Here is a 21,658-nt window from a genome sequence, read left to right on the forward strand (position 1 = left end):
TGACCGGCCGGTCAGGGGGCTGCGGGGTCCGCTCCCCCGGCTCCGGTTCGCCCGGTTTCCCGGGGCGGGTTGCGGATCCCGACGGCCGACGCGACGGCGCCGGCGATGAACAGCGCGGCGGTGACTGCCGCGGTGGCGTGCAGGCCCGACGTCGTGATCACCGGTCCGGTGATGAGCCCGGCGAAGGCGATGGTCACGAGCCCCGCGATGCGGGAGACGGCGTTGTTCACGGCCGACCCGATCCCCGCCTCTTCCGGATGCACGGCGCCCAGGATCGCCGCGGTCAGCGGCGCCACGGTCACGGCTAATCCGACGCCGAAGACCACCAGCCCGGGGAACACCTGGGCGAAGTATTGCAGCGGCAGACCGATGCCCAACAGCATGAGGAAGCCCGCCGCGCACAGCAGCGGCCCCGCCGTCATGAACCAGCGCGGACCGAAGCGGCCGGACAGGGCGCCGGCCCGTGCGGACAGCAGGAGCAGGATCAGGGTCGAAGGCAGCAGGGCGAAGCCCGCGGCGGTCGCACCCAGATGGGCGACCTGCTGCAGGAAGAGGCCCAGGACGAAGAAGCCGAGGTTCAGCGCCCCGTAGATGACCGCGGTGGCGATGTTGCCCCAGCCGAAGTTGCGGATGGCGAAGAGCCGCAGCGGCATCATCGGCGCCGGGGTGCGCCGCTCATGCAGCAGGAAACCGGCCAGGCCGGCCACGCCGAAGACCAGCGGCACCCAGACCTGGGGTGAGCCCCAGCCAAGCGCGCCGCGCTCGATGAACGCGTACACGATCCCGCCCAGGCCGATGATCGCCAGGATCGTGCCGGTGACGTCGATGGTGCTGCCGGGTGCGCGTTCCAGGTCCTGGGTGCGCAGCCGGCGGAGCGCCGGCCACACCGCTACGGCCGGAATGATGTTGAGGAAGAAGATCAGCCGCCAGGTGAAGACGTCCACGGAGATACCGCCGAGGAGCGGGGCTGCGATGATGGCTCCGGAAGTCCACGCGGACCACTTGCCGATCGCCGCGGACTGGGCCGGGCCGCTGAACACCGTGACGATCAGGGCCAGCGAACTGGGTACCAACAGGGCGCCGGCTACCCCCTGCAGGCCGCGCGCCACAATGAGCGACTCGCCGCTCCAGGCGAGGCCGCAGAGCACGGAGGTGGCGGTGAAGCCGGCGAGGCCCCATTGCAGGATCCGTACCCGGCCGAACTGGTCGGAGAGGGAGCCGGCCACGAGGATCAACGCCCCGAGGGTCAGCAGGTAAGCGTCCACCACCCATTGCTGGACCACCAAGCCGCCGCCGAGTTCACGCCCAATGGCCGGGAGAGCAAGGTTGACCACCGAGCCGTCCAGGAAGGCGATAAAGGACGCAACGATGGCCACGTACAGCACGCGCTTCTCGAGGCCGGTTAAGGCCGCGGCGGGGGTGCGGGGCATGGCTGTTGCCTTCCTCAGTGCCGACCCGGCAGTCCGCCTGGCCCGCTGCCTGTTTTTTCCTGGAGGCTGTCCGTCTGGTTGTCTGCCTGGCGGGGGCGCCGGGTTTGGAATGAGCCTAGCACCGGCTCTGACCGGTCCGGCGGCGGCCGGGCCCGCGCCGGGGATCCCGTAAAATTGAATGATGGTTACGAGACGTGAAGCTGCCCAGGCCCTTGATATTCCGTTGGAAATGGCCCACCGTCACGGTATTCCATCCCGCTTGTCCGACGCCGAACTTGGCGAACTGCTGGACACTCCGCCGGCCTGGCTCCTCCAGTCCAGGGCCAACCGGACCGGCAAACGACCGGTCTGGGTCCAGCTGACCTGCGCCGTGTGCGGATTCTCCGAAATGGCGAGGCCGAAGAAGTGGTGGCCGGAATTCACCCATGTCTGCTGCGCCCACCACGCCCCATACGAGCTGCCAACCCCCGGCGCGGGGCTGGTCCGGAGTGAATATGAGGGTGTGGGGAGCCGCTTCGTCGGCATCGTGGACGTCGCGGTACCCGAGGCGTAGCCTTAAAAGCACGGGCTCATCCCGGGCCCCCATCTTTTAGGGAGCGCGCCATGCCTGACAAGTCGCCGCACCGGCATCTGACCAAGAAGCCGATCAAAACCATCAAGGAAAAACGGGCCGATAAAAAGGCTAAACACATCGTGGATGAGCACACCGACCCGGTGGCGCACATCAAGAAGCGCTGACGGCCCCGCGGGACGCCGTGCCCGGCGGGGCGGCGCCCGGCGCGCCGGGCAGAGCGCAGCAAAAAGGCCGGAAGCTGATGCTTCCGGCCTTTTTGCTACGGGGTGGAGCCTCGTTGCCGGGGCTCCGTATGTGGAGATGGGGGGAATTGAACCCCCGTCCGATGTCGTGTTGTCAGGGCTTCTCCGGGCGCAGTTCGCGTCGGATTTTCTCGGCCCCAGCCATCCTGCGAACAGGTGGCTGATCCGGGCCCAGTCATCTAAGAGTCCCGTTCACCCCGATGACGGAGGTAAACAGCAGTGGCTATCTAAATGACGCCAGGATCCGGGGCAATAGCAACCTCGGGCTGACGGACTGTCTTACTGCTTAGGCAGCGAGAGCGAAGTCAGTGCGTTTTGATTCGGCACTTATTGGTTTGCAGACAGCGTTTACGAGATAATTCTGCATCCTCGGCCCGCTTCACCTGTCGCGACTAACATCGTCGAAACCGATCATCCCCGTATTTTGTTGTCAAACACTTTCAATCAAGCCGGACTGGAACCTTGCGGTTCCTTCCCGGATCACTAAGCATAACGCACGGACTGCCGGAAATCTTCCCGGCGCCAGGGCGGAACGTCAGGCCCGGTTCCGCTCGCGCATGACGCGCAGGGCCTCGCGCTTGTCCTGCTGCTCGCGCAGGGTCTGGCGCTTGTCGTATTCCTTCTTGCCGCGGGCGACGCCGATTTCCACCTTCGCGCGGCCGTCCACAAAGTAGAGCTGCAACGGCACGATGGTGAAGCCCGATTCGCGGATCTTATGCGAGATCTTGGTCAGCTCCTCGCGGTGCAGCAGCAGCTTCCGACGCCGGCGGGCGGCATGGTTGGTCCAGCTGCCCTGGTGGTACTCGGGGATGTGGATGCCCTCCATCCACAACTCGTCGTTGTAGAAGGTGCAGAAGCCGTCCACCATGGAGGCGTGGCCTTCGCGCAGGGACTTCACTTCGGTGCCCATGAGCGCGATGCCCGCTTCGTAGGTGTCCAGGATGTGGTAGTCGTGCCGGGCCTTGCGGTTGGTGGCCACTACCTTCCGGCCACTTTCTTTCGGCACTGTAGAACTCCTCGGATCTGTTGATGGCTGGCTCCGGCCGGGGTGGCGCGGAGTACTCAAGTTTAGAGCAGACCCATCGGGTCCACTGCCTTGCCGTTGACCCACGTCTCGAAGTGCGAGTGGCAGCCGGTGGAATTGCCGGTGGTACCGGAGTAGGCGATCAACTGGCCCTGACTGACCTGCTGGCCCGCCGAGACCACCACCGAGGTGTTGTGGTAGAAGATCGTGGTCAGCGAGTTGCCCTGCACGACGCCGTGGGAGATCTTCACGTGGTTGCCGCCGCCGTCGTTGCCCCACCCGGCGGAGAAGACGGTGCCGGCGGCCGGAGCGTAGACCGGGGTACCGCACGGGGCACCGAAGTCGATGCCGGTGTGCATGTAGCCGCCCTGGCCGTAGAAATCGATGGTGCCCGGCGGCGTCGCGCGCCAGCCGAAGCCCGAGGTGATCGGAATGCCGTTGAACGGGCTGCGCAGGCCGAAGGCGGACACCGGGCCCGGGGGCGCAGGAACGTACGGCTGGGCGGCCTGCCCCTGGGCACGCGCCGCCGCGGCGGCCGCCTCGGCGATCCGCTTCTGCTCGGCCTCCCAGGCTTCGCGCAGCTTGCGGTCACGTTCGACGATTTCAGCCGCGACCGCGTCCTGCTGGGCCTTGACCTGGGCAAGCTGGCTCTGGATGCCCGGCTTGGCGGCCTGGAGTTCACCGTTCAGGCGGGTGGTGTCGGCGATGAGTTTGTCCACCTGGGCCTTCTTGCTTTCGGCCTCGTCGCGGGCCGCCTTCTCGCGGGCCAATGCGGCGTCGGCCTTGGCCTTGAGGTCCGTGATCTCGGCTTCAACGGCCTGCAGGCGGGCCTGCGAGTTCACGTTCGTGGCGTTCTGCTGGGTGAGCTTGTCCATCGCGGAGTTCTGGCTGCGTAGTGCCTGGTCCGCCAGGTCAATGGTGTCGGTCAGGCTGCCGCCCTTGTTTGAGCCGAAGAAGAGCGCCAGGTTGGACGGCACGCCGCCGGACTTGTAGGCCTGGGTGGCGATCTGCCCGATCAGTTTTTTGGTGTCGGTGATTTTCTGCTGATCGGTTTCCAGCTGCTGGGTGATCTTGGCTTTGTTCTGCTGCGCCAGATCGACGCGCGCGGCGAGGGCCTCCACCTCCTTGACGGCACCGGCCACGCGGCCCTGCGCGTCAAGCAGCGCCTGCTGGGCGCCCGGAAGCTGCCCCTGGTAGAGCACCAGGTCGCCGGCGGCCTTGGCGATCTTCGCATCCACGAACTCCAGTGACTGCTGGACGCGCGCTGCCTCGGCGTTAAGGGCCGCCTGCTGGTCCTCGAGGGTGTCGGCCGAAGCCGCCGGGGCAAAACCGCACAGGTTTGCGGCCAGGACCAGCACCACGGCGGCACCGATCAGACGGCTGCGGCGGACGGCCTGCCGGACCGTCGCCGTGTTTCGTGCCGGGGCGGTGCGTCGGTCCATCGGTGTCATGAGCATTCCTCTTCGTTGCGCAAAGCTAAACCCTCAGGTAGCGGCGGAGTGTCAGGAGTGATGATGTCCCTGCCAAGAGGACGCCCAGGCCGATCAGGGCCGGTGCCAGCATCAGCGTCTGGGCGGGGGAAATGAAGGCGGTGTCCGGATACTGCTGGGACAGGACCTGGCCCAGGAAGAAGTGCGCCACGGCCCAAAGGGTGCCGGACGCCAGGGCCGCGCCGATCACGGCCGCGATCACGCCTTCCAGAATGAAGGGCAGCTGGATCACGGTCTTGGACGCGCCCACCAGGCGCATGATTCCGGTTTCCCGGCGGCGGCTGAAGGCGGAGAGCCGGATGGTGGTGGCGATCAGCAGGATGGCACAGACAATCATCACCCCGGCGACGCTGACGGCCACCAGGGAGGCTGCATTCATCGCGGAGAAGAGCCGTTCCAGCAACTGCCGCTGGTCGATGACGGATTCCACACCGGCCTGCGAGGAGAAGTTCTCGCTGATCACCTGGTACTTCTCCGGGTCCTTCAGGTTGATCCGGAACGACGCCGGGAGCTGGTCCGGGGTGACCGAGTCCACGATTGGCGAGTTGGAGAACTGTTCCTTGAAGTGCTTGTACGCCTCGTCCTTTGATTCGAACTGGAAGTCGTTGACGTACTGGGCCACGGACGGGGACTGCAACAGCTTCCGCAGGTTGTCCTGCTGCTCCGGGGTGGCAGGACCGGTGGCGCAGCCGGGCGCCGTCGAGCCGTCACTGCAGAGGAAGATGGCCACCTGGACCTTGTCGTACCAGTACCCCTTCATCTGGTTGATCTGCAGCTGCAGCATGCCGGCGGCGCCCACGAAAGTGAGGGACACGAAGGTGACCAGGATGACGGAGACCACCATGGACACGTTGCGGCGCAGGCCGCTGCCGATTTCGGACAGGACAAAGGCGAGTCTCACAGTTGGCCCTCCCCGCTCGCGTCCCGCAGCCGGCGGGACTGCCCCACCACCGGGATCATCGAGGTGTACAGGGCCTTGGCCTCGTCACGGATCACGACGCCGTTCTTGAGCTCCACCACGCGTTTGCGCATCTCGTTGACGATGTCGTCGTCGTGGGTGGCCATCACCACGGTGGTGCCGTTCTGGTTGATCTTGTCGAGGACGCCCATGATGCCCATGGAGGTGGTCGGGTCCAGGTTGCCGGTGGGCTCGTCGGCCAGCAGGATGCCGGGACGGTTGACGACGGCGCGGGCGATCGCCACGCGCTGCTGCTCGCCGCCGGACAGTTCGTGCGGCAGCCGGTTCTCCTTGCCTTCGAGGCCGACGGTCTTGAGGACCTCCGGGACGGTCTCGCGGATGACGCTGCGGCTCCGGCCGATGACCTGCATGGCGAAGGCGACGTTGGCGAACACCGTTTTCTGGGGCAGCAGGCGGAAGTCCTGGAAGACGACGCCGATCCCCCGGCGCAGCCGCGGCACCCGCCAGCTGGAAATCTTGGCCACGTTCTGGCCGGCGACATAGACGGTGCCCGAGGAGGCCCGGTCTTCCTTCAGCACGAGGCGCAGGAAGGTCGATTTGCCGGAGCCGGACGCACCCACGAGAAAGGCGAACTCGCCCCGGTCGATTTCCAGGTTGATCGAATCCAGCGCCGGCCGCGCCTTCTGGTCGTAGACCTTGGTGACATTTTCGAAACGGATCATGGCCCTAAGTGCCCTGCAGGGCCGGGCATTTTTCAGACCAGTTCTGCCGCCGGGGCGCGGGCTTTCTTTTGGGGGAAGTAGAGCACCGGCCTCTCGACTATACGCACGGGTAACAACGCCGGCGCAGGAACCCGGGGGTGTGTCGCGGGATTGGGCCGTTACTTCTCGGCGTTTCGGTTGTCGGTCCGCCAGCGGATGCCGGCGTCAATGAAGTCGTCGATTTCGCCGTCGAACACCGCCGACGTGTTGCCGACCTCGTGTTCGGTGCGGAGGTCCTTGACCATCTGGTACGGGTTGAGCACGTAGGAACGCATCTGGTCGCCCCAGGACGCCTTGACGTCGCCGGCGAACGCCTTCTTCTCGGCGTCTTCCTGCTCCTTCTTCAGCAGCAGGAGCCGGGACTGCAGCACGCGCAAGGCGGACGCACGGTTTTGCAACTGCGACTTCTCGTTCTGCATGGACACCACGGTGCCGGTGGGGATGTGGGTCAGGCGCACGGCGGAGTCTGTCGTGTTGACCGACTGACCGCCCGGGCCGGAGGAGCGGAAGACGTCGACACGGATTTCATTGTCCGGGATGTCGATGGAATCGGTCTGCTCGATCAGGGGGATGACCTCGACGGCGGCGAACGAGGTCTGGCGGCGGCCCTGGTTGTCGAACGGGCTGATCCGCACCAGCCGGTGAGTGCCGGCCTCGACGCTGAGCGTGCCGAAGGCGTAGGGGGCCTTGACCTCGAAGGTGGCGGACTTCAGCCCGGCCTCTTCGGCGTACGAGGTGTCCATGATGGTGGTCGGGTAGCCGTGGCGTTCGGCCCAGCGCAGGTACATCCGCAGCAGCATCTCGGCGAAGTCTGCCGCGTCGACACCGCCGGCGCCGGCCCGGATGGTTACCACGGCTTCGCGCTCGTCGAATTCGCCGGAGAGCAGGGTGACCACCTCGAGGTCGGTCAGCGCCTTGCGGATCGATTCCAGCTCCGTCGCGGCTTCCCCCATGGAGGCGGCATCGTCTTCGTCCTGGCCCAGTTCCACGAGGACTTCCAGGTCGTCGATCCGGGCGGCCAGCCTGTTCAGCCGTTCCAGTTCGGACTGCTTGTGCGAGAGCTTTGAGGTGATGACCTGCGCGGCCGCGGGGTCGTCCCAGAGGTTCGGCTCACCCGCGCGTTCGCTCAATTCGGCGATGTCTTCCTTCAGCGCCTCGACGTTGGAAACGTTCTCGATCGAGGTGTAGGTGGAGCGCAGCGCGCGGATTTCTGCGGGAAAATCAATGTTTGCCATGGTTTTTCAAGCCTACGCTATCCGCGGCGGGCCACCAGGAGCGCGGGTATTCGGAGTGCGGGGGCGGAGCGGGCCCGGTCAGCGTGTGAGCCGGGACCGCGCCGTCGACGTCGCCTCGATCCGGATGCCGTCCGGGACCAGGAAGCTGACGATCGGCGGGTGGACGGCGGCGCTGAGCACGACGACGGCGGTGGAACCGTCCGGGCTGCCCGTCGCCGGGGCGACGGAGAGGGCGCTGAACCGGGCGAACGCGCCGTCGCGGTTCAGGTAGTCCGCCGCGGTGCTGCGCACCCTGCCGGCGCTGAGGACGGCGGTGGGGCGGCCGGAGGCGCTCTCCAATTGACCCAGGGTGAAGCTGTCCGCAGCGGCCACCGAGGCGCCGTCGGCGAGCGACAGCAGCTTCTTGTGTTCGATGTACACGCTGGACGCGGCCGTGACCACCGTGGTGATCAGCAGGGCCAGCAGTACGTAGCCGATGATCAGCACCATCAGTTGGCCGTCCTCAGAACGGCGACTGCGGCGTTGGCGGGTACTTTTGTAACCGGGTGGTCCCGCGGTCATCGGAACCGCCCGACGATCTGGGTGGCGCTGGCCCTGAGGTGTCCGGCGTCGAGCCGCAGCGCGTCGCCGAAGGGCACGAACGGCAGCGGCACCGTGAGGTGCACGGTGACGGTCACGGCGGTCCCGGCCGCGGAACAGTCGGCGGGATCACAGCTGGTCTCCAGGCTGGCATTCTCCGCCGGATGCCCGTGGTCGGCGAGCGCCAGTTGCACGGCCTGTTCGGCGGCGGCCCGGCCGCTGGCCGCGTCGGGCTGGGCGACGTAGACCTTGGCGGCCTGCTCCGCAGCGCCGACCACCGCGAACGAACCGCCCTGGAGCTGGCCGACCGTGATGATGAAGTAGACCACCGGCACCATCAGGAGGAGTGAAAGGAAGGTGAATTCGACGACGGCACTCCCCCGTTCGGCGTCGTCTCCGATTGGGCCGGCGTCATGGTCGTGGACGCCGTGGGCGCCGTGGGCGGCGCCTGGGCTGGATCTAGGGTTGGATGGCGGCATGGCCCTTCACCTCCAGCATTTCGCGCGGGCCGATCAGTCCGATGACCGGCAGCGGGGCGCGGACCGTCACCTCGAGGGTGCGGATGCCCCGGTAGGTCGTCTCAGTGGTGCTGACGTCCCGGGCGAACTCCGCGGTGAGGGCGACGCCGATCAGCTGCGTGGTGCGCTCTTTGGCGTCGGCGGCACCGCGGTCGGCCAGCGTGCCGTACCGGGCGCCGGAGGCGGCGGCGTCAATCAGCGTGTTGCGGACGTGCAGGACGAGGGCGAGCTGGACAACGGCCAGGAAGAAAAGCGTAAGCAGGGCGCCGACCAGGACGAAGTCCACCACCGCGGAGCCGTATTCCCGGCCGGGGACTACGGGCGCACCCGGATCAGGCCCGTCCGCACGCTCCAAGTCCGGGCAGGCCGCAACTTCCACGACGGGTCCGGCCGGTCCTTCCACCGCCTCCCGCGCGGACGCGCCGGCGGCAGCCACCGCCTACTGCCCGACTCTTTGCATGGCCTGGTTGAAGAGCCCCTCCAGTGCCGGTCCCGCGAGCGCCAGCAACGCGGCGACGAGGACGGCCGACATCAGCGTGATCATCACCCAGCCCGGCACGTCGCCGCGCTCGCCAGGGTCCTGGCCTCGGGTCGGCCCCCGGTCTCGCGTGCCGGGGCTGCCGGAGCGCCCGAAGAGCAGGCCCGCCAGGCTGGCCATTAATATCGTGCGGATACCAAGTGTCTTCACTGTTTCCCCTTTTTTTAAATGTTTGTCTAAACGTTGCGCTTTCTACTCGTTCCCTTATGCGGATACTCAAAGTCCCAGGCTGATTGCCGCCAGCCCCGGGAAGACGGCAAACACCACTGTCAGCGGCAGCACACCGAAGACGAGCGGCACCATCATGCCGATTTCCTTCTTTCCGGCGGACTCCATCAAGTCACGCTTCGCCGTATCACGAACGTCCTGGGCCTGCGCGCGCAGGACTTCCGCCAGCGGAGTCCCGCGTTCCACGGCCACGATGAGCCCGTCCACAAAGCGCACCAGCGGTCCGAGTTCGGTGCGGGACGAAAATTCCTGCAGGGCATCGGCCAGCGGCTTGCCTGCTCGGGTATCGGCCAGCACCTTGGCGAACTCCTTTGACAGTTCCCCCTGGGTCCTTCGGCAGACCCGGTCCAGAGCGCCGGTAGCGCTCTCGCCCGCGCTGACAGCCAGCGCCATGAGTTCGGCCACGCTGGGGAACTCCGCCATCATGCGGGCCTCCCGCTTCCTGACCTGGCCACCGAGCGTGTAATCGCGCAGCAGGAATCCGGCGAGGCCTGCGCCCAGCACGATCAGCACCGCAAACAACGGATTGAACCGTCCGACGGCTCCTCCCAACAACACGGCCACCGCGGCGGCCACGAATCCGCCGACCGCCCAAATCAGCTGCTCCGCGCGGAAGTCCATCGAGGACTTCGTGCCGCCGGCCCGGGCAAGCCTCCGGTTCAGTGCCGAGGAACCAGGGCTAAGCCTGCCCACCGCCCGGCCCCAGTCGCGGAACACCGGACGCAGGATCCGCTCCAGTGGGCCGAAGGGCGTGACGTTTGCGGGAGCCGGGCGCAACAGACGGGATTCCGTGGCGTGCGATCTTAGCTGTGGTCCGATCCGCTCCGCGAAGCTAATGGGACGAAGGAACGGCAAGCGCACCAATAGTAGCCAGAGACCGCCGCCCAGGACGGCTCCGCAGGCCACCGCGCTCGCCATCAGCCCGCTCACCGGAGTACCCGCTCGTCCTGCGGCAGGGCCCCGATACGCAGCATGACGGCGTAGGAAAAAAGCGAGACGAGCAATCCGCCGACCAGGACTGCGGCGCCGACAGGCGAGTCGTAGGCCGCCACAGCTTCGGGCCGGCTCGCCAGGAGCACCAGGACAATCCACGGCGCGGCCACTGCGAGCCGGGCTGCGTTGACTGTCCACGACTGCCGAGCCTCCAGCTCACTGCGGGTACGCGCGTTCTCGCGCAGGAATTCGCCGAGGGTCCCCAACAGGCGGCCAAGGTCCGAGCCGCCGACCTCCCGGGTCAGCCGGAGCGCTTCAACGATCCGGTCCGCCACGGGATCGGCGAGCCGTTCTTTCAGCCGGTTCAATGCCGGGTCAAACTGGCCTCCGGACCGGTAGTCGGCACCGAAGTCACGGAACAGCGGGCGCAACTCGGAGGGCCCCTTCTCACCCAGCTGGATCAGCGCCTCCGGCAACGACAAGCCCGCCCGGATCGCCGAGCGCAGGTGGTCCACGACGTCCGGCCACAACTCGCGGAGCACGGCCATGCGCTTCCGGGCCCGCCACTTCACGATGCCCAGCGGCAACCAGCCGCTAAACAGACCGAAGCAGCCGGAGATCGGCCAGGACCTGGTGCCGGCGAAGAACACGAGCGTCACGAAGGCACCCACCCCGCAGCATGTTGCGATCAGGCCGAGCCTGCTGACTTTTTCGATGCCGGCGGCCCGCAGCAGGTCCTCCAGCCGGCCGGCTCTGTGCCGGCGTTCAGGCGCCGGTGGCCGTTCCCAGGCCGACCACCAGACCAGCAGGAGTCCGGCACCCCCGAGTACCCCCAACAGCGGCGCCATTAGCGCGCCTCCAGCAGCGCCGCGACGTCGTACCCGGAGCGCGCGAACTTCTCCGCGGCAGGCATTGAATTCGCCCTCGGTTCGAGCTGACCGGCGGCCATGTCGAACACCATGGACGATTCGATCACACCGTTTTCCACCCGGCGACCCAGCGAGAGGATCTCCGTGACCTGCCGGCGTCCGTTCGCCTGCCGGCTGCAGTGGACCACCAGGTCGATGCAGGAGGCGACGGTGGGGACAACGAAGGCGGATGAGATGTTTTCCCCGGCGAGTAACGGCAGCGTGCAGATCTTGGTGACCGCGTCGTGGGCCGAGTTCGCATGGACGGTACACATGCCAGGCATTCCCGGAACATGTTCATGCACACTCCATAGCTCAGGGGTGGAGGGACGGCGAGAAGACAAAGATGAGCACCGAGACCAAGAAGCTGACCACAGAAACCAGGGCCCCTGTAGCAGCCCAGTGGGGCTGATCGGAGGCAAAATAGCCTAGAAAAGTGTTGGCCTGCCCCTCGCGAATAGTTATGTCTGGCAAAGGAATCTTGTACTTCGGGCTTGGCTTACCTTCGCAGATGTAAGACGCCCGCAGGGTCATACCCTTGGGCAGGAGTGAAGGTGCCAGTTCAATAAGAGACTCGTCCACCAGTTCCAGACGTGCGTCAACGGTCTGCAGGGTTGCCCGCTGGTCAATCTCAGCCAAGATCGGGACTTGCAGGTCTATGCGGACGGGCTTACCGGCATCGAAGCTTGACGAAGATATGTCAGCTCGACCTCTGGAACTGATCTCCAGGTTAACGAGATATGGTCGGTCGATTTGCTCCCCTTGGTAGGAAACAGTCAACCCCTCAAGTCCCTTTGCCCCGGAGCTAACAAGTGGAGCTGCTTGTACGGAGTACGCGAACTCACGCTTGGGATGTCGTTTCCTATCCAGCCATATAGTGACCGCGATAGCCCCGAGCCCGATTAGGACGGTCACGATGATTGCAAGCAGTGCGAGAAGGTCGGCCATAGACATAGCAAAGCACACGGCGTTCGTGGTGGCGGAAGCAACTTTGCTGCGTCCCCTAAACTTCGATCTACCGGACCAGCTTCAGGCACAGTTCAGAACTTTCGTGACTTTCTCAGGCCGAGTAGTAGGCTCAACTTCATTCAGACCGGTGGCAGTCAGCCTCTCCGGCTGACTGATCAGACAGGTATTTGGGGATGCTTCGAAGGGCCGATAACGTCACGTACTCGCAGGAGCGGGTGAGCTTCTTTACGGGACGAGGGCGAGCAATACTCACCATCGGCAAGAGCGTCTATGAGTTAGGCAAATGGACGCGAGAAGAGTTCGCAGAGCGTATGGATTTCCAACGCCGACGCCCGCTGAAAGTCACCACCCTGGCCGGTAGGTGCTACTGGATGTTTGGGAACAGGATGTACTGGGAGAACGATAGGCTCACAGGAGACGAGGTTTACGCCTTGCTGGTGTCGCGAGAGCAGCGTTCTCGACTGCACATCGACCGAGCACAGGCTACGGTCGCTGTGGGCGCGACGCCCCGGAATTCCTCGGTTCGGAGGGCGATCCCCGACGACCTCAAGCAGTACATCTGGACTCGCGATGAGGGTATGTGCCGAGCCTGTGGCTCGACAGCGGAGCTACAGTACGACCACATCATCCCCCTGAAAATGGGAGGCAGCAGCAATGCCGAGAACCTTCAGATTCTTTGCGGCCCCTGCAACAGGTCCAAATCCTCAGGACTGACTACGCGTCGATGACCCGCTCACGTGCGTTGAATCTTCGCCAAGCTCCCTGGCGGTAGGCATGCGAGCACTCTCTTGGCAAACGACACGCCGAGCACACGCGACACGCCGGGGTTTATTTTGTGCATGAGCAGTCCACAGGGTGTGGACAGCTTATCCACCTAGCCCCAGAAATCAAGACATTGACAGGGTGGCCCCTGTGGATTACCTACGGGAACCCGCCGGGAAACTACACGGATGTAATCCCGGGATGGGAAGTGTCGGTTCCAGTCGATAGAATAAAGGTAACAAGCGACCTCAGGTGCAACACGGCACCTGAGTAAGGTTTCAATGTTGCACGACTGAGGGCTTGAAATATCCGGAAGATATAACAAGAACCCTACAGGGGTTGAACGCGTCGGTTCAAAACCGAACGGCGTGTCGGCCCCGGTGTGTTGTGCATCCCGCTTGTGAAGGGATAGTACCAATGGCTTCCAACCCGAAGCAGACCAGTTCCAAAGCCGCTACCGCTGCCAGCAAGGTCCTGAGGGATGGGCGCACCAGCGCCGCCTCCAAGACCGCCGCTGCGAGTGCCCTTGCCCAGAAGGGCAAAGGTAAGTAGTGGGCATCCGGGACGACGAGCCCATGGAAGGCGAGGAGCGATTCTTCTGGGGCTCCAGAGAGCACCCCCGCCCGTTCACGGCGATCTATAGCGTTGAATCGCGGAGCTGGAAACGCAACCAATCGTAGCTAGCTCAACCAACAGGGCCCCGCATCTTCGGTGCGGGGCTCTGCCGTTTCAGTGGTAACGGGAAGTGCCCGGTCGAGCGGTCACAGAGCGGGTCGGCCACGGGACGGTGCCCGGCCCGGCCAACCCCACGTCAGCCCCTCCGCTGGGGGCTCCGGGGCCACCCGTAACGACAGCAACAAAAAAGACCCGGATGCCCTAACTCCATCCCCGCCAAAAAGTGGGCTTCGTTCTCAAGATCGCCCAGTTCTTGGGTTAAGCGAGGTGCGGGTAAGATCGTTGGTCGGAGTTATATAGGACAGATCGGTAGGACAGTGGCTAGGCCGAAAGCGAAGTACCCCAGACGTTGCACCATCTGCCTCAGCACACTCCCTCGGCATGTAACTCCACCCGCTCACTACGCCAATGGCCTATGCGAGAAGCACTACCGGCAACAGCGAAGGAAGAAGCCGAAGTGCAAAGCGTCAGACTGTACCGCTCGCCTTGACCGGGGCCACTCGCGCCAGGGGTACTGCCGCTGGCACGAGCCCCTCCTACTTAGGGAACCCGTTCGCACACCGGAAGCTATAGCGCGCACGTTGGAGAAGTTCCGCTCCGAGATCACACCTACCCAGGAGGGCCATGCAGGTTTCCTCGGGTGTTGGCCGTGGACCGGACGCCGCAACAAGGCAAAGCCAGGGCCTGACAGCCGGCCACGCCCCGGTTATGGCCTCATCACAGTGGGCAACCCTGAGTGGCTTGCCCACCGGTTTTCATACGGCTACTTCGTTGGAGGCCACCGCCCTGGCCTAACGCTGGACCACGTCTGCCGGAACTCCCTGTGTGTGCGCCCGGACCACCTGATGCCGATGACCCAACGGCGAAACAGCGAACTTGAGCACTGGAGGTCTCAAGACAACCCCACTACCATTCTTCAAGATCTGTCCCGCATACCGCACATGCAGCCGGGTGTGATGGCATGGGCCATGCTCAATGGCCTCCCTGTGGGCCGCGCTGAACCGGGCGGCCAACCCTTCGCTTATGGGCTGGATGGAAAGCCCTTTGAACACGATCTTGGACCGGCAGCATTTCCGGCGGTAGCTGAACTGTTTGGTGGTCAAGCCATGAAGAGAAAGCCGCTGACCTCCCGAGCGAAGAACCGCAAGCCTTCTAACCCGTACGCGGAGTAACGCGCTATGACCACCGGGGCGGACCGGAATAAAGACAGGGGTCCCTCCCCCGGGTCTCACTTTGGTTTGCCTAGGAGACCTTGCCGCTCTCATTCTTCTTACGACAGCACGCGGCCACCACAAGCAGCGCGCCTATCAGCTCTTATCCGGGAAGGACAACCTTGAGCGTGGCGGCTGCGCCGCCAGTAGCCCTTTCCGGCAATTCATACCGTTACCCAGTCCGGTTTGTCACCAGCGCCCATAAGAAGCCGAAGGGCTATGAGTCCTACAGGTGTCAATTGGAGGACCACAGCCCGGCTAATGCCCTCTTCCTCCCCCTCCCTCAGCATCCCGGCGCCGACAAGTTCCCTCAGCCCCGGACCGAGTCCCGCAGGGGTGCGCCTGAACCGAAGAGTGAGATCGGCACGAGGACTGCGTTGTAGAATACTGCCGACCTGACCCATAGCAGCTAGGGCCCTCGCACTCATCTTCTTCAGCGACTCCACTACCGGCTCACCTTCTTCCTGATCAGGGTAAGTACTCAACAGCTCCGAGAATTTTGAATCCCGTGAAGGCGCGGGCACCTGCGCTTTGACCGACGAAATCCCCTTGAATGATCCCAGCGCTTCGTTGAACCGGACAGTGAGGCGATCTTCCAGTTCGCTGATGCGGTCAGCCGACAGGGCGTCATCACTAACGGAATCGTCATTTTGCTCCACGTCCTGAACCGCCGCCGGTATGGCGGTTGTCAGAGCTGCGTGTAGCACCTTGTCGAACTGGTCCCGCTGGTTCGTCAGCAGCGATGAGGTCGTAGCGCGCATATCAGCCAATGCCGACTTCGTGTCCGCATTCACCTGCGAGGACTGATAACTCTGCACAGTCGTAACGATCAGCTGAGCAGCAAAAGATATAACAGCTAGCGCAAGGGCCACAGTGGACAATGTGTCCAAATTCTTGATGCTAGTCACGACCACCAAAGTTCCAAGGGAGCCAGAGGCCAAAACTCCGAGGGCAATTGAAAGCCAACCCCAAGACAGAGTTAGTCCCTGGCCGTCGGGATTATTGTCCTGAGATTTACCGTCGTTATTAGCAGGTTGCGTGGTCATCGCTCCATCTAATCAGTAGCGGGTCAAATGCCCATCATTCTGATCCTCCTAAAGACTCCGTCCAGTTAGCTGCTAGGCCGGCCAGGGCAGTGAGAACCCCCATCTTTGTCCTGCGATATGCATAGGTCTCGCACAATGTCTCTCAACCCATGGGATAAAAGACACTTCGGTTGCGAGACACATCTGTCGTTTTCAGAACTCGCATGCACCACTTCATGCGGAAGTATGGCCCGGGTGCACAGGACTGTTGACATCCGTTTGTCAGAAGTCACCTGCACTGTTGGCATTTCCATCAGAAGTCGCCTGCACTAGCCTGAATCATGGTCAACAGTCGTCTGCACCGTCGGCGCCAGTCATGACATCGGATGACCCCCAGATCTTGGAACGGGGTCTGGTGGGCATGTCGGATGAGGCGTGGGAGCGCCTGCGCCGGCAGGACGAGGTCATTGCACCTTTGGCGGCCATGGTCACGGTCACCCACGGGGCGGCGGACAGCGCGGCCGAAGAGTTGGGATTGTCGAGACGGCAGGTCTACACCCTGATCGGCCGGCGCCGAAAGGGCACCGGTCTGCTGACGGACCTGGCCCCGGGCCGGTCCGCCGGCGGCCGGGGAGGCGGGCGCCTGCCGGAGCCTGTGGAGGCCGTAATTCGTGAAGTCATCCGGAAGACTTACCTGACGAAGCAAAAGCCGTCCTTGGCGGTTGTGCATCGCCAAATTGTGCGCGAATGCAAGACGCTGGGGTTGGCCGCGCCGGCAAGGAATACTGTCGCCCACCGGATCGAGGCGCTGCATCCGGTGGAAGTCAGGCGCAGGCGTGAGGGCAGCGAGGCCGCCCGGGCCTTGCAGTCGGCCGGCGGAAAGGTTCCGGACATCGTGGCCCCGTTGGACCAGGTCCAGATCGACCACACCGTGATTGACCTGATCATCGTCGATGACCGGGACCGGCAGCCCATCGGCCGGCCCTACCTGACGGTTGCCATCGATGTTTATAGCCGGTGCCTGCTGGGAATGGTCGTGACCCTGGAGGCACCGTCTGCGGTGTCGGTGGGCCTGTGTATTGCGCACATGGCCTGCGACAAGCGGCCGTGGCTGGAAGCCCTGGGCGTGGACGCGGCGTGGCCGATGAGCGGCAAGCCCAAGGCGTTGTTCCTGGACAACGCTGCGGAGTTCAAGAGCAAGGCGTTGCGCCGCGGTTGCGAGCAGCACGGGATCAAACTCAGCTACCGGCCACTTGGGCGCCCGCACTACGGCGGCATCGTGGAGCGGATCGTCGGCACGGTGATGCAGCGGGTCCATGAACTGCCCGGGACAACCTTCTCTAACCCGGGACAGCGGGGCGGTTACGATGCCGACAGAATGGCCGCCCTGACGTTGACGGAGCTGGAACGCTGGCTGGCCTTAGCGGTCGCCGGCTACCACGGCAGTATTCACGGATCCCTGAACCAGACACCCGCCGGGCGCTGGGGAGAGGGCGTGAGAGAGTTCGGCGCGCAGCCTGTTGTTGCGCACCCCGCAGCGTTTCTCATCGATTTCCTGCCGGTCATCCGGCGCCGAATCACCCGCACCGGTTTCGTCATCGACCATGTCCATTACTTCGCGAACGTGCTCAAGCCATGGATCGCGCGGCGGGACGGGGAGGAAACGTTCATCATCCGGCGGGACCCGCGGGACATCAGCAGGGTCTGGGTGCTGGAACCGGAAGGGACGGCCTATGCGGAAGTCCCGTACCGCACGGTTTCTTACCCGGCGGTGACGTTGTGGGAACACCGGCAGGCGCTGGCGCGGCTCCGTCAGCAGGGACATGACCAGGTCAACGAGGAAGCATTGTTCCGCATGGTTGATCAGATGCGTGAGATCACTTCAACGGCGCAACGGGCAACCCGCAGATCACGCCGGGAGCTGCAGCGGCGGCGCCACCTCCAGGCCTCCGGACCCGTGAAGAACCCGACGGCCCCACCTGATGAAATGCTCCCACCCACGAATGATGTGGCGCCAGCCCGTCCTTTTGACGAGGTCGAGCAGTGGTGAATATCGATGACTACCCGCCGCCGGATCTCTCCCATCTCCAGCCCTGGGCCCAAGCCATGGCTCGACTGCCGGCGGAGGAACGGATCCGGCGCATCCGGGCGGACCGCTGGATCGGCTACCCCTTGGCGGTCCAGACGCTCACCAGGCTCGAAACACTCTATGACTGGCCCGGCAAACAGCGCATGCCCAACCTTCTGCTGATCGGACCGACCAACAACGGCAAGTCCATGATCATCGAACGGTTCCGCCGGCAGCACCCGGCACACTCCACCGCGGATCAGGAACACATTCCCGTCCTGTGTGTCCAGATGCCCTCCGAACCGTCCATCCCGCGGTTCTACACGGCCGTCCTCGCCGCGCTCGGCGCGCCCACGGGACCGCGCCGGCGCGTAGCTGACCTGGAACAGCTCACCCTCGCCGTGCTGCGCCGCGTCGGTGTGCGGATCCTGGTGATTGACGAACTGCACAATGTGCTGGCCGGCCGCGCCGATGTCCGGCGCGAATTCCTGAACCTGCTGCGCTTCCTGGGAAACGAGCTGCGGATCCCGCTGGTGGGGGTCGGGACCCGGGAGGCCTATCTCGCCGTCCGCTCCGATGACCAGCTCGAAAACCGGTTTGAGCCCATGACCCTGCCCCTGTGGGAGGCCAACGCAGACCTGTCGTCCCTGCTGGCCAGCTTCGGCTCCTCCTTCCCGCTGCGCACTCGCTCGAATCTGGCGACCGATGACATGGCCCGCTACCTCCTGACCCGCAGCGAGGGCACCATCGGGGAGCTCACCTCGCTCCTGACCGAAGCCGCAGTAGCCGCCGTGGACAGCGGCGAAGAATCCATCAACCACCGGACGCTGACCCTGGCCGAATACGACGGTCCCAGCGTGCGGCGCCGGAAGTTCGAACGCGAACTCAGATGAGGCCGCCGGAACGCTGGCCTCTGCACCCGGCCCCTGCAGAAACGGAATCGTTGTCCTCCTGGCTCCGGCGGATCGCAGCCAGCTACGGGATGTACTCCTACGAGCTGCTCGAACACGGACTCGGCCACCGCGAACTCAGCGACCCCGAGCTGGATCTGAACCCTCCGATGCACCTGCTCGAAGAGCTCGCCAAGCGCACCGGTCTTGACCAACACCGCGTAAACGCCATGACCATGGCCGGCTGGGTGCCATGGCTCTTCGACGGACTCGCCCCTGCCCCCGACGCCTACGAAACCTATGCGCACCAGCTCTCGGTGCTCCTGCCGCCCAAGCGGCGCATTATCTATACTCCGCGGAAGTGGTTGCCATGGCTCCCGGACTCCGGGGCGCGGCGGGGATGCCCGGACTGCCTGGAATCCGGCCCGACGCTACTGCTCTTCTGGCAATTGCCGCTCATGGCCAGCTGCCCGGTACATGGGCGCCGGCTTGAAACCTACGAAGGACACCCTCCTGACTACGTTTTGTGGAAAACCCCAGCCCATGGCGAGCGGGGGCTTCCGGAGTCGTTGTCCCTCATGGACCGGCGGACCTGGCAGGCGATAACCACCGGTTCCGTCAATCTGCCCCGGTATCCGGTTCACGCGGGCACCTGGTTCCGGCTGCTGCGGACCCTCCTGGACGAACTCACCACAGCCCAGGGACGATATGGCCGACAACTGGACGACGTGCGTCGTGTCTGGGAACACTGCGGACACCCGTTCCGGGCCGGCCTGTATTCGTGGCAACCGTTCGAAACCCTCCATTGGCCGGTCCAGCAGCAGCTGCTCGAAGCAGCAGCCGCCGCAATGGAACTGATCGAAGCCGGCTCACTGGTTGCCTTGGGAACCTCCGCGCACCTCCTGCGCCCCGAACCGAACCCCCGGATCGGCGACGGAACCCGGCCCGGCCCACTGACAGCAACCGCCGCCGTTCAAGAGAAGCCCACTCTCGATGAGCTCTGGAAACAAGCAACGGACGCACTGGAAGTCTGCATCAAGGCAGCCAAAGAAGAGCCGGCCGTCGCGCAGCAGCTCTTCAACTTCGCACGCTACGGATGCCGGAGTGAAGAATCCGTGCGCGGTCTCCGGCAAACCTTCACCGAGCTTCAGATACCCCTCGACTTCCTGTCACACATTGATGAGCGGGGGCCCTTTGCCTGACATAGAATAAATAACGGGTTTTGTGACATATTTCGATTCCGGTCGAATCGGGAATCACGTTGTCACTTAAACGAACGTATAAATGACAAGGGGTCTGGACCATGCTGGTCGGATACATGCGGGTGTCCAAGGCGGACGGGTCGCAAAGCACTGATCTGCAGCGCGACGCGCTCCTGGTCGCGGGCGTCGACCCATTGAAACTTTACGAGGACCACTCCTCAGGCAAGAAGGACGACCGTCCTCAACTTGCAGCCTGCCTGAAGGGCATGAACGCCGGGGACACCCTTTTGGTGTGGAAGCTCGACCGGCTCGGCCGGGACCTGCGGCACCTGGTTAACATCGTCCATGACCTCACCGAACGCGGCATCGGGCTCAAGGTCCTCACCGGGCAGGGCGCTGCCATCGACACCACCACCGCCTCCGGAAAGCTCGTCTTCGGAATCTTCGCTGCCCTCGCCGAGTTCGAGCGCGAACTCATCTCCGAACGGACCATCGCAGGACTCGCCGCCGCCCGTGCCCGCGGCCGTAAGGGCGGCCGGCCCTACAAGATGACCCCCGCCAAACTCCGGCTCGCCATGGCCTCAATGGGAAAACTGGACACGAAAGTCAGCGAGCTCTGCACCGAACTCGGCATCACACGCCAAACCCTCTACCGACACGTCTCACCAACCGGCGAACTGCGCCCGGACGGGCAGAAGCTGCTGGCGCGCTAGCGCAGGTGGACGTCAACACTTTTCCCTGGCAGTCCACAATGCGATCGCGCCGAATAGAACGATTGGAGCCCTAATACCCACCAAGGCGACCCAGCCCTGGGGGCCGTAAATTGCTAGGCGGCTCCGCCGCAGAAACCGCTGATGATCAACGAACGCTCGAACGGTCTTATTGGATAAACCCTCCACAGTACGTCTGCGGTTCGGCCGGCAGGTCTCACCGTCACCCCCGGCGGCATCCTCAGATAGGGGCTCACAGGCTTGTGAAAAAGTGAAATATGCGACGCTAAGGTTTTGCCGGGCGTCGTAGTGGCCTGTATTTGGCGCGGGGCCAGATGTAGTCGCCGGTGAGGTTGATGTGTTCCCAGCCCAGCGGTGAAAGGAACCGCAGGAGGTCCGGGTCGATGTCACCGCTGTTGCTGGTCAGGGTGGCGACGGTGCGGTCGAGGTAGACCGATTGTGTCAACTTGATTGGAGCCCACCGAGACGGCCCGACTGGTACCCAGGTGCGGCCTTGATGCGGTCCAGAAAGCAGGGCCAAGGACGTTGCGACAGTCTTCCGTCGGGTGGCAGCTGCTCGTGGCGCTCAGCGATTAATTGGTAGGAGTTAGCGTGTAGCGAGAAAAGCGCTGGCGTAGACGGGCAGGAAGGCCGACCACAGCCCAGCCCCAGTCCTCGGAGGTTGGTTCAGTTTTTGCAGAAGCTGTGCCTGATGCCTCCGTGCTTAGCCGCGAGCGGTGTCCCGCCTTGGAACACCGCCCGCAGGC

General features: G+C 64.3%; 23 protein-coding genes, 1 other RNA gene and 2 pseudogenes. 9 read left to right on the top strand and 17 right to left on the bottom strand.

Going from position 1 to position 21,658, the window contains the following annotated elements; all coding sequences use genetic code 11:
* Nucleotides 1–11: 11 nt before the first annotated feature.
* Nucleotides 12–1,430 (bottom strand): MFS transporter, encoded by a 1,419-nt coding sequence (locus AC1DGI_RS05235; RefSeq protein WP_476898009.1) that lies wholly within the window; start codon nt 1,428–1,430, stop codon nt 12–14.
* 181 nt (nt 1,431–1,611) lie between these two features.
* On the opposite strand from AC1DGI_RS05235, the gene AC1DGI_RS05240 reads away from it, so the two are divergent.
* Together AC1DGI_RS05240 and AC1DGI_RS05245 are read left to right on the top strand one after the other, a co-directional pair.
* Entirely contained in the window at nt 1,612–1,983 is a 372-nt protein-coding gene (locus AC1DGI_RS05240) for a hypothetical protein (RefSeq protein WP_476898203.1), read from the top strand.
* 50 nt (nt 1,984–2,033) lie between these two features.
* Nucleotides 2,034–2,168: a hypothetical protein gene (locus AC1DGI_RS05245; RefSeq protein WP_441400484.1), complete on the top strand. Its 135-nt coding sequence runs from the start codon at nt 2,034–2,036 to the stop codon at nt 2,166–2,168.
* 128 nt (nt 2,169–2,296) lie between these two features.
* On the opposite strand, the gene ssrA is transcribed toward AC1DGI_RS05245, so the two are convergent.
* From ssrA to AC1DGI_RS05315, 14 genes and pseudogenes are all read right to left on the bottom strand, one after another.
* Nucleotides 2,297–2,665: a transfer-messenger RNA gene (gene ssrA / locus AC1DGI_RS05250) on the bottom strand.
* A gap of 116 nt (nt 2,666–2,781) precedes the next feature.
* On the bottom strand, nt 2,782–3,252 hold the full coding sequence (smpB, locus tag AC1DGI_RS05255; RefSeq protein WP_056738075.1) for an SsrA-binding protein SmpB: 471 nt from the start codon (nt 3,250–3,252) through the stop codon (nt 2,782–2,784).
* A gap of 62 nt (nt 3,253–3,314) precedes the next feature.
* Nucleotides 3,315–4,721, bottom strand: coding sequence for a peptidoglycan DD-metalloendopeptidase family protein (locus AC1DGI_RS05260; RefSeq protein ID WP_476898010.1), 1,407 nt, complete (start codon nt 4,719–4,721; stop codon nt 3,315–3,317).
* A 25-nt stretch (nt 4,722–4,746) separates the two neighbouring features.
* Nucleotides 4,747–5,661, bottom strand: coding sequence for a permease-like cell division protein FtsX (gene ftsX / locus AC1DGI_RS05265; RefSeq protein ID WP_476898011.1), 915 nt, complete (start codon nt 5,659–5,661; stop codon nt 4,747–4,749).
* The gene (gene ftsE, locus AC1DGI_RS05270; protein WP_441402574.1) at nt 5,658–6,401 is read right to left on the bottom strand and encodes a cell division ATP-binding protein FtsE; all 744 of its coding nucleotides are present in this window, start codon (nt 6,399–6,401) and stop codon (nt 5,658–5,660) included. Before ftsE ends, ftsX begins: the two co-directional genes overlap by 4 nt.
* Before the next feature lie 158 nt (nt 6,402–6,559).
* A complete protein-coding gene (prfB, locus tag AC1DGI_RS05275) occupies nt 6,560–7,675 on the bottom strand; it encodes a peptide chain release factor 2 (protein WP_476898012.1) in 1,116 nt (371 codons plus the stop codon).
* A 78-nt stretch (nt 7,676–7,753) separates the two neighbouring features.
* Nucleotides 7,754–8,164, bottom strand: a complete 411-nt coding sequence (locus AC1DGI_RS05280) for a pilus assembly protein TadG-related protein (RefSeq protein ID WP_476898013.1) — start codon at nt 8,162–8,164, stop codon at nt 7,754–7,756.
* Between the two features lie 68 nt (nt 8,165–8,232).
* Nucleotides 8,233–8,733 (bottom strand): hypothetical protein, encoded by a 501-nt coding sequence (locus tag AC1DGI_RS05285; protein ID WP_476898014.1) that lies wholly within the window; start codon nt 8,731–8,733, stop codon nt 8,233–8,235.
* A complete protein-coding gene (locus AC1DGI_RS05290; RefSeq protein WP_441401056.1) occupies nt 8,714–9,127 on the bottom strand; it encodes a TadE family protein in 414 nt (137 codons plus the stop codon). The genes AC1DGI_RS05285 and AC1DGI_RS05290 overlap by 20 nt, the downstream gene beginning before the upstream one ends.
* Nucleotides 9,128–9,211: 84 nt before the next feature.
* Nucleotides 9,212–9,460, bottom strand: coding sequence for a hypothetical protein (locus tag AC1DGI_RS05295; RefSeq protein ID WP_476898015.1), 249 nt, complete (start codon nt 9,458–9,460; stop codon nt 9,212–9,214).
* Nucleotides 9,461–9,526: 66 nt separating this feature from the next.
* A complete protein-coding gene (locus tag AC1DGI_RS05300) occupies nt 9,527–10,456 on the bottom strand; it encodes a type II secretion system F family protein (RefSeq protein WP_476898204.1) in 930 nt (309 codons plus the stop codon).
* An 8-nt stretch (nt 10,457–10,464) separates the two neighbouring features.
* Complete coding sequence (locus AC1DGI_RS05305) at nt 10,465–11,319, bottom strand: type II secretion system F family protein (protein ID WP_476898016.1); 855 nt, start codon at nt 11,317–11,319, stop codon at nt 10,465–10,467.
* Nucleotides 11,319–11,666, bottom strand: a pseudogene (locus AC1DGI_RS05310) (CpaF family protein); the annotation flags it as partial. The gene AC1DGI_RS05305 and the pseudogene AC1DGI_RS05310, both read right to left, overlap by 1 nt.
* 28 nt (nt 11,667–11,694) lie before the next feature.
* Complete coding sequence (locus AC1DGI_RS05315) at nt 11,695–12,327, bottom strand: hypothetical protein (RefSeq protein ID WP_476898017.1); 633 nt, start codon at nt 12,325–12,327, stop codon at nt 11,695–11,697.
* Nucleotides 12,328–12,926: 599 nt separating this feature from the next.
* On the opposite strand from AC1DGI_RS05315, the gene AC1DGI_RS05320 reads away from it, so the two are divergent.
* From AC1DGI_RS05320 to AC1DGI_RS05330, 3 genes are all read left to right on the top strand, one after another.
* Nucleotides 12,927–13,076, top strand: coding sequence for an HNH endonuclease (locus tag AC1DGI_RS05320; RefSeq protein WP_476898205.1), 150 nt, complete (start codon nt 12,927–12,929; stop codon nt 13,074–13,076).
* 451 nt (nt 13,077–13,527) lie between these two features.
* Nucleotides 13,528–13,662 (top strand): hypothetical protein, encoded by a 135-nt coding sequence (locus tag AC1DGI_RS05325; protein ID WP_476898018.1) that lies wholly within the window; start codon nt 13,528–13,530, stop codon nt 13,660–13,662.
* Between the two features lie 845 nt (nt 13,663–14,507).
* Complete coding sequence (locus AC1DGI_RS05330; RefSeq protein ID WP_476898019.1) at nt 14,508–14,957, top strand: HNH endonuclease; 450 nt, start codon at nt 14,508–14,510, stop codon at nt 14,955–14,957.
* A gap of 203 nt (nt 14,958–15,160) precedes the next feature.
* Here AC1DGI_RS05330 and AC1DGI_RS05335 read toward each other — a convergent pair whose 3' ends face one another.
* On the bottom strand, nt 15,161–16,042 hold the full coding sequence (locus AC1DGI_RS05335) for a hypothetical protein (protein WP_476898020.1): 882 nt from the start codon (nt 16,040–16,042) through the stop codon (nt 15,161–15,163).
* Between the two features lie 355 nt (nt 16,043–16,397).
* Between AC1DGI_RS05335 and AC1DGI_RS05340 the strand changes: the two genes are divergently transcribed.
* The 4 genes from AC1DGI_RS05340 to AC1DGI_RS05355 all read left to right on the top strand — a co-directional run bounded on the left by AC1DGI_RS05340 (nt 16,398) and on the right by AC1DGI_RS05355 (nt 20,894).
* Nucleotides 16,398–18,071: a Mu transposase C-terminal domain-containing protein gene (locus AC1DGI_RS05340; protein ID WP_476898021.1), complete on the top strand. Its 1,674-nt coding sequence runs from the start codon at nt 16,398–16,400 to the stop codon at nt 18,069–18,071.
* Nucleotides 18,065–18,982, top strand: coding sequence for a TniB family NTP-binding protein (locus AC1DGI_RS05345; protein WP_441399817.1), 918 nt, complete (start codon nt 18,065–18,067; stop codon nt 18,980–18,982). The genes AC1DGI_RS05340 and AC1DGI_RS05345 overlap by 7 nt, the downstream gene beginning before the upstream one ends.
* On the top strand, nt 18,979–20,181 hold the full coding sequence (locus AC1DGI_RS05350; RefSeq protein WP_441399816.1) for a TniQ family protein: 1,203 nt from the start codon (nt 18,979–18,981) through the stop codon (nt 20,179–20,181). Before AC1DGI_RS05345 ends, AC1DGI_RS05350 begins: the two co-directional genes overlap by 4 nt.
* A 101-nt stretch (nt 20,182–20,282) precedes the next feature.
* Complete coding sequence (locus AC1DGI_RS05355; protein WP_441399815.1) at nt 20,283–20,894, top strand: recombinase family protein; 612 nt, start codon at nt 20,283–20,285, stop codon at nt 20,892–20,894.
* Nucleotides 20,895–21,177: 283 nt separating this feature from the next.
* On the opposite strand, the pseudogene AC1DGI_RS05360 reads toward AC1DGI_RS05355, so the two are convergent.
* Nucleotides 21,178–21,369: pseudogene (locus AC1DGI_RS05360) on the bottom strand (Tn3 family transposase); the annotation flags it as partial.
* Nucleotides 21,370–21,658: the final 289 nt, after the last annotated feature.

The organism is Arthrobacter sp. 05N428_2 (assembly GCF_056397065.1).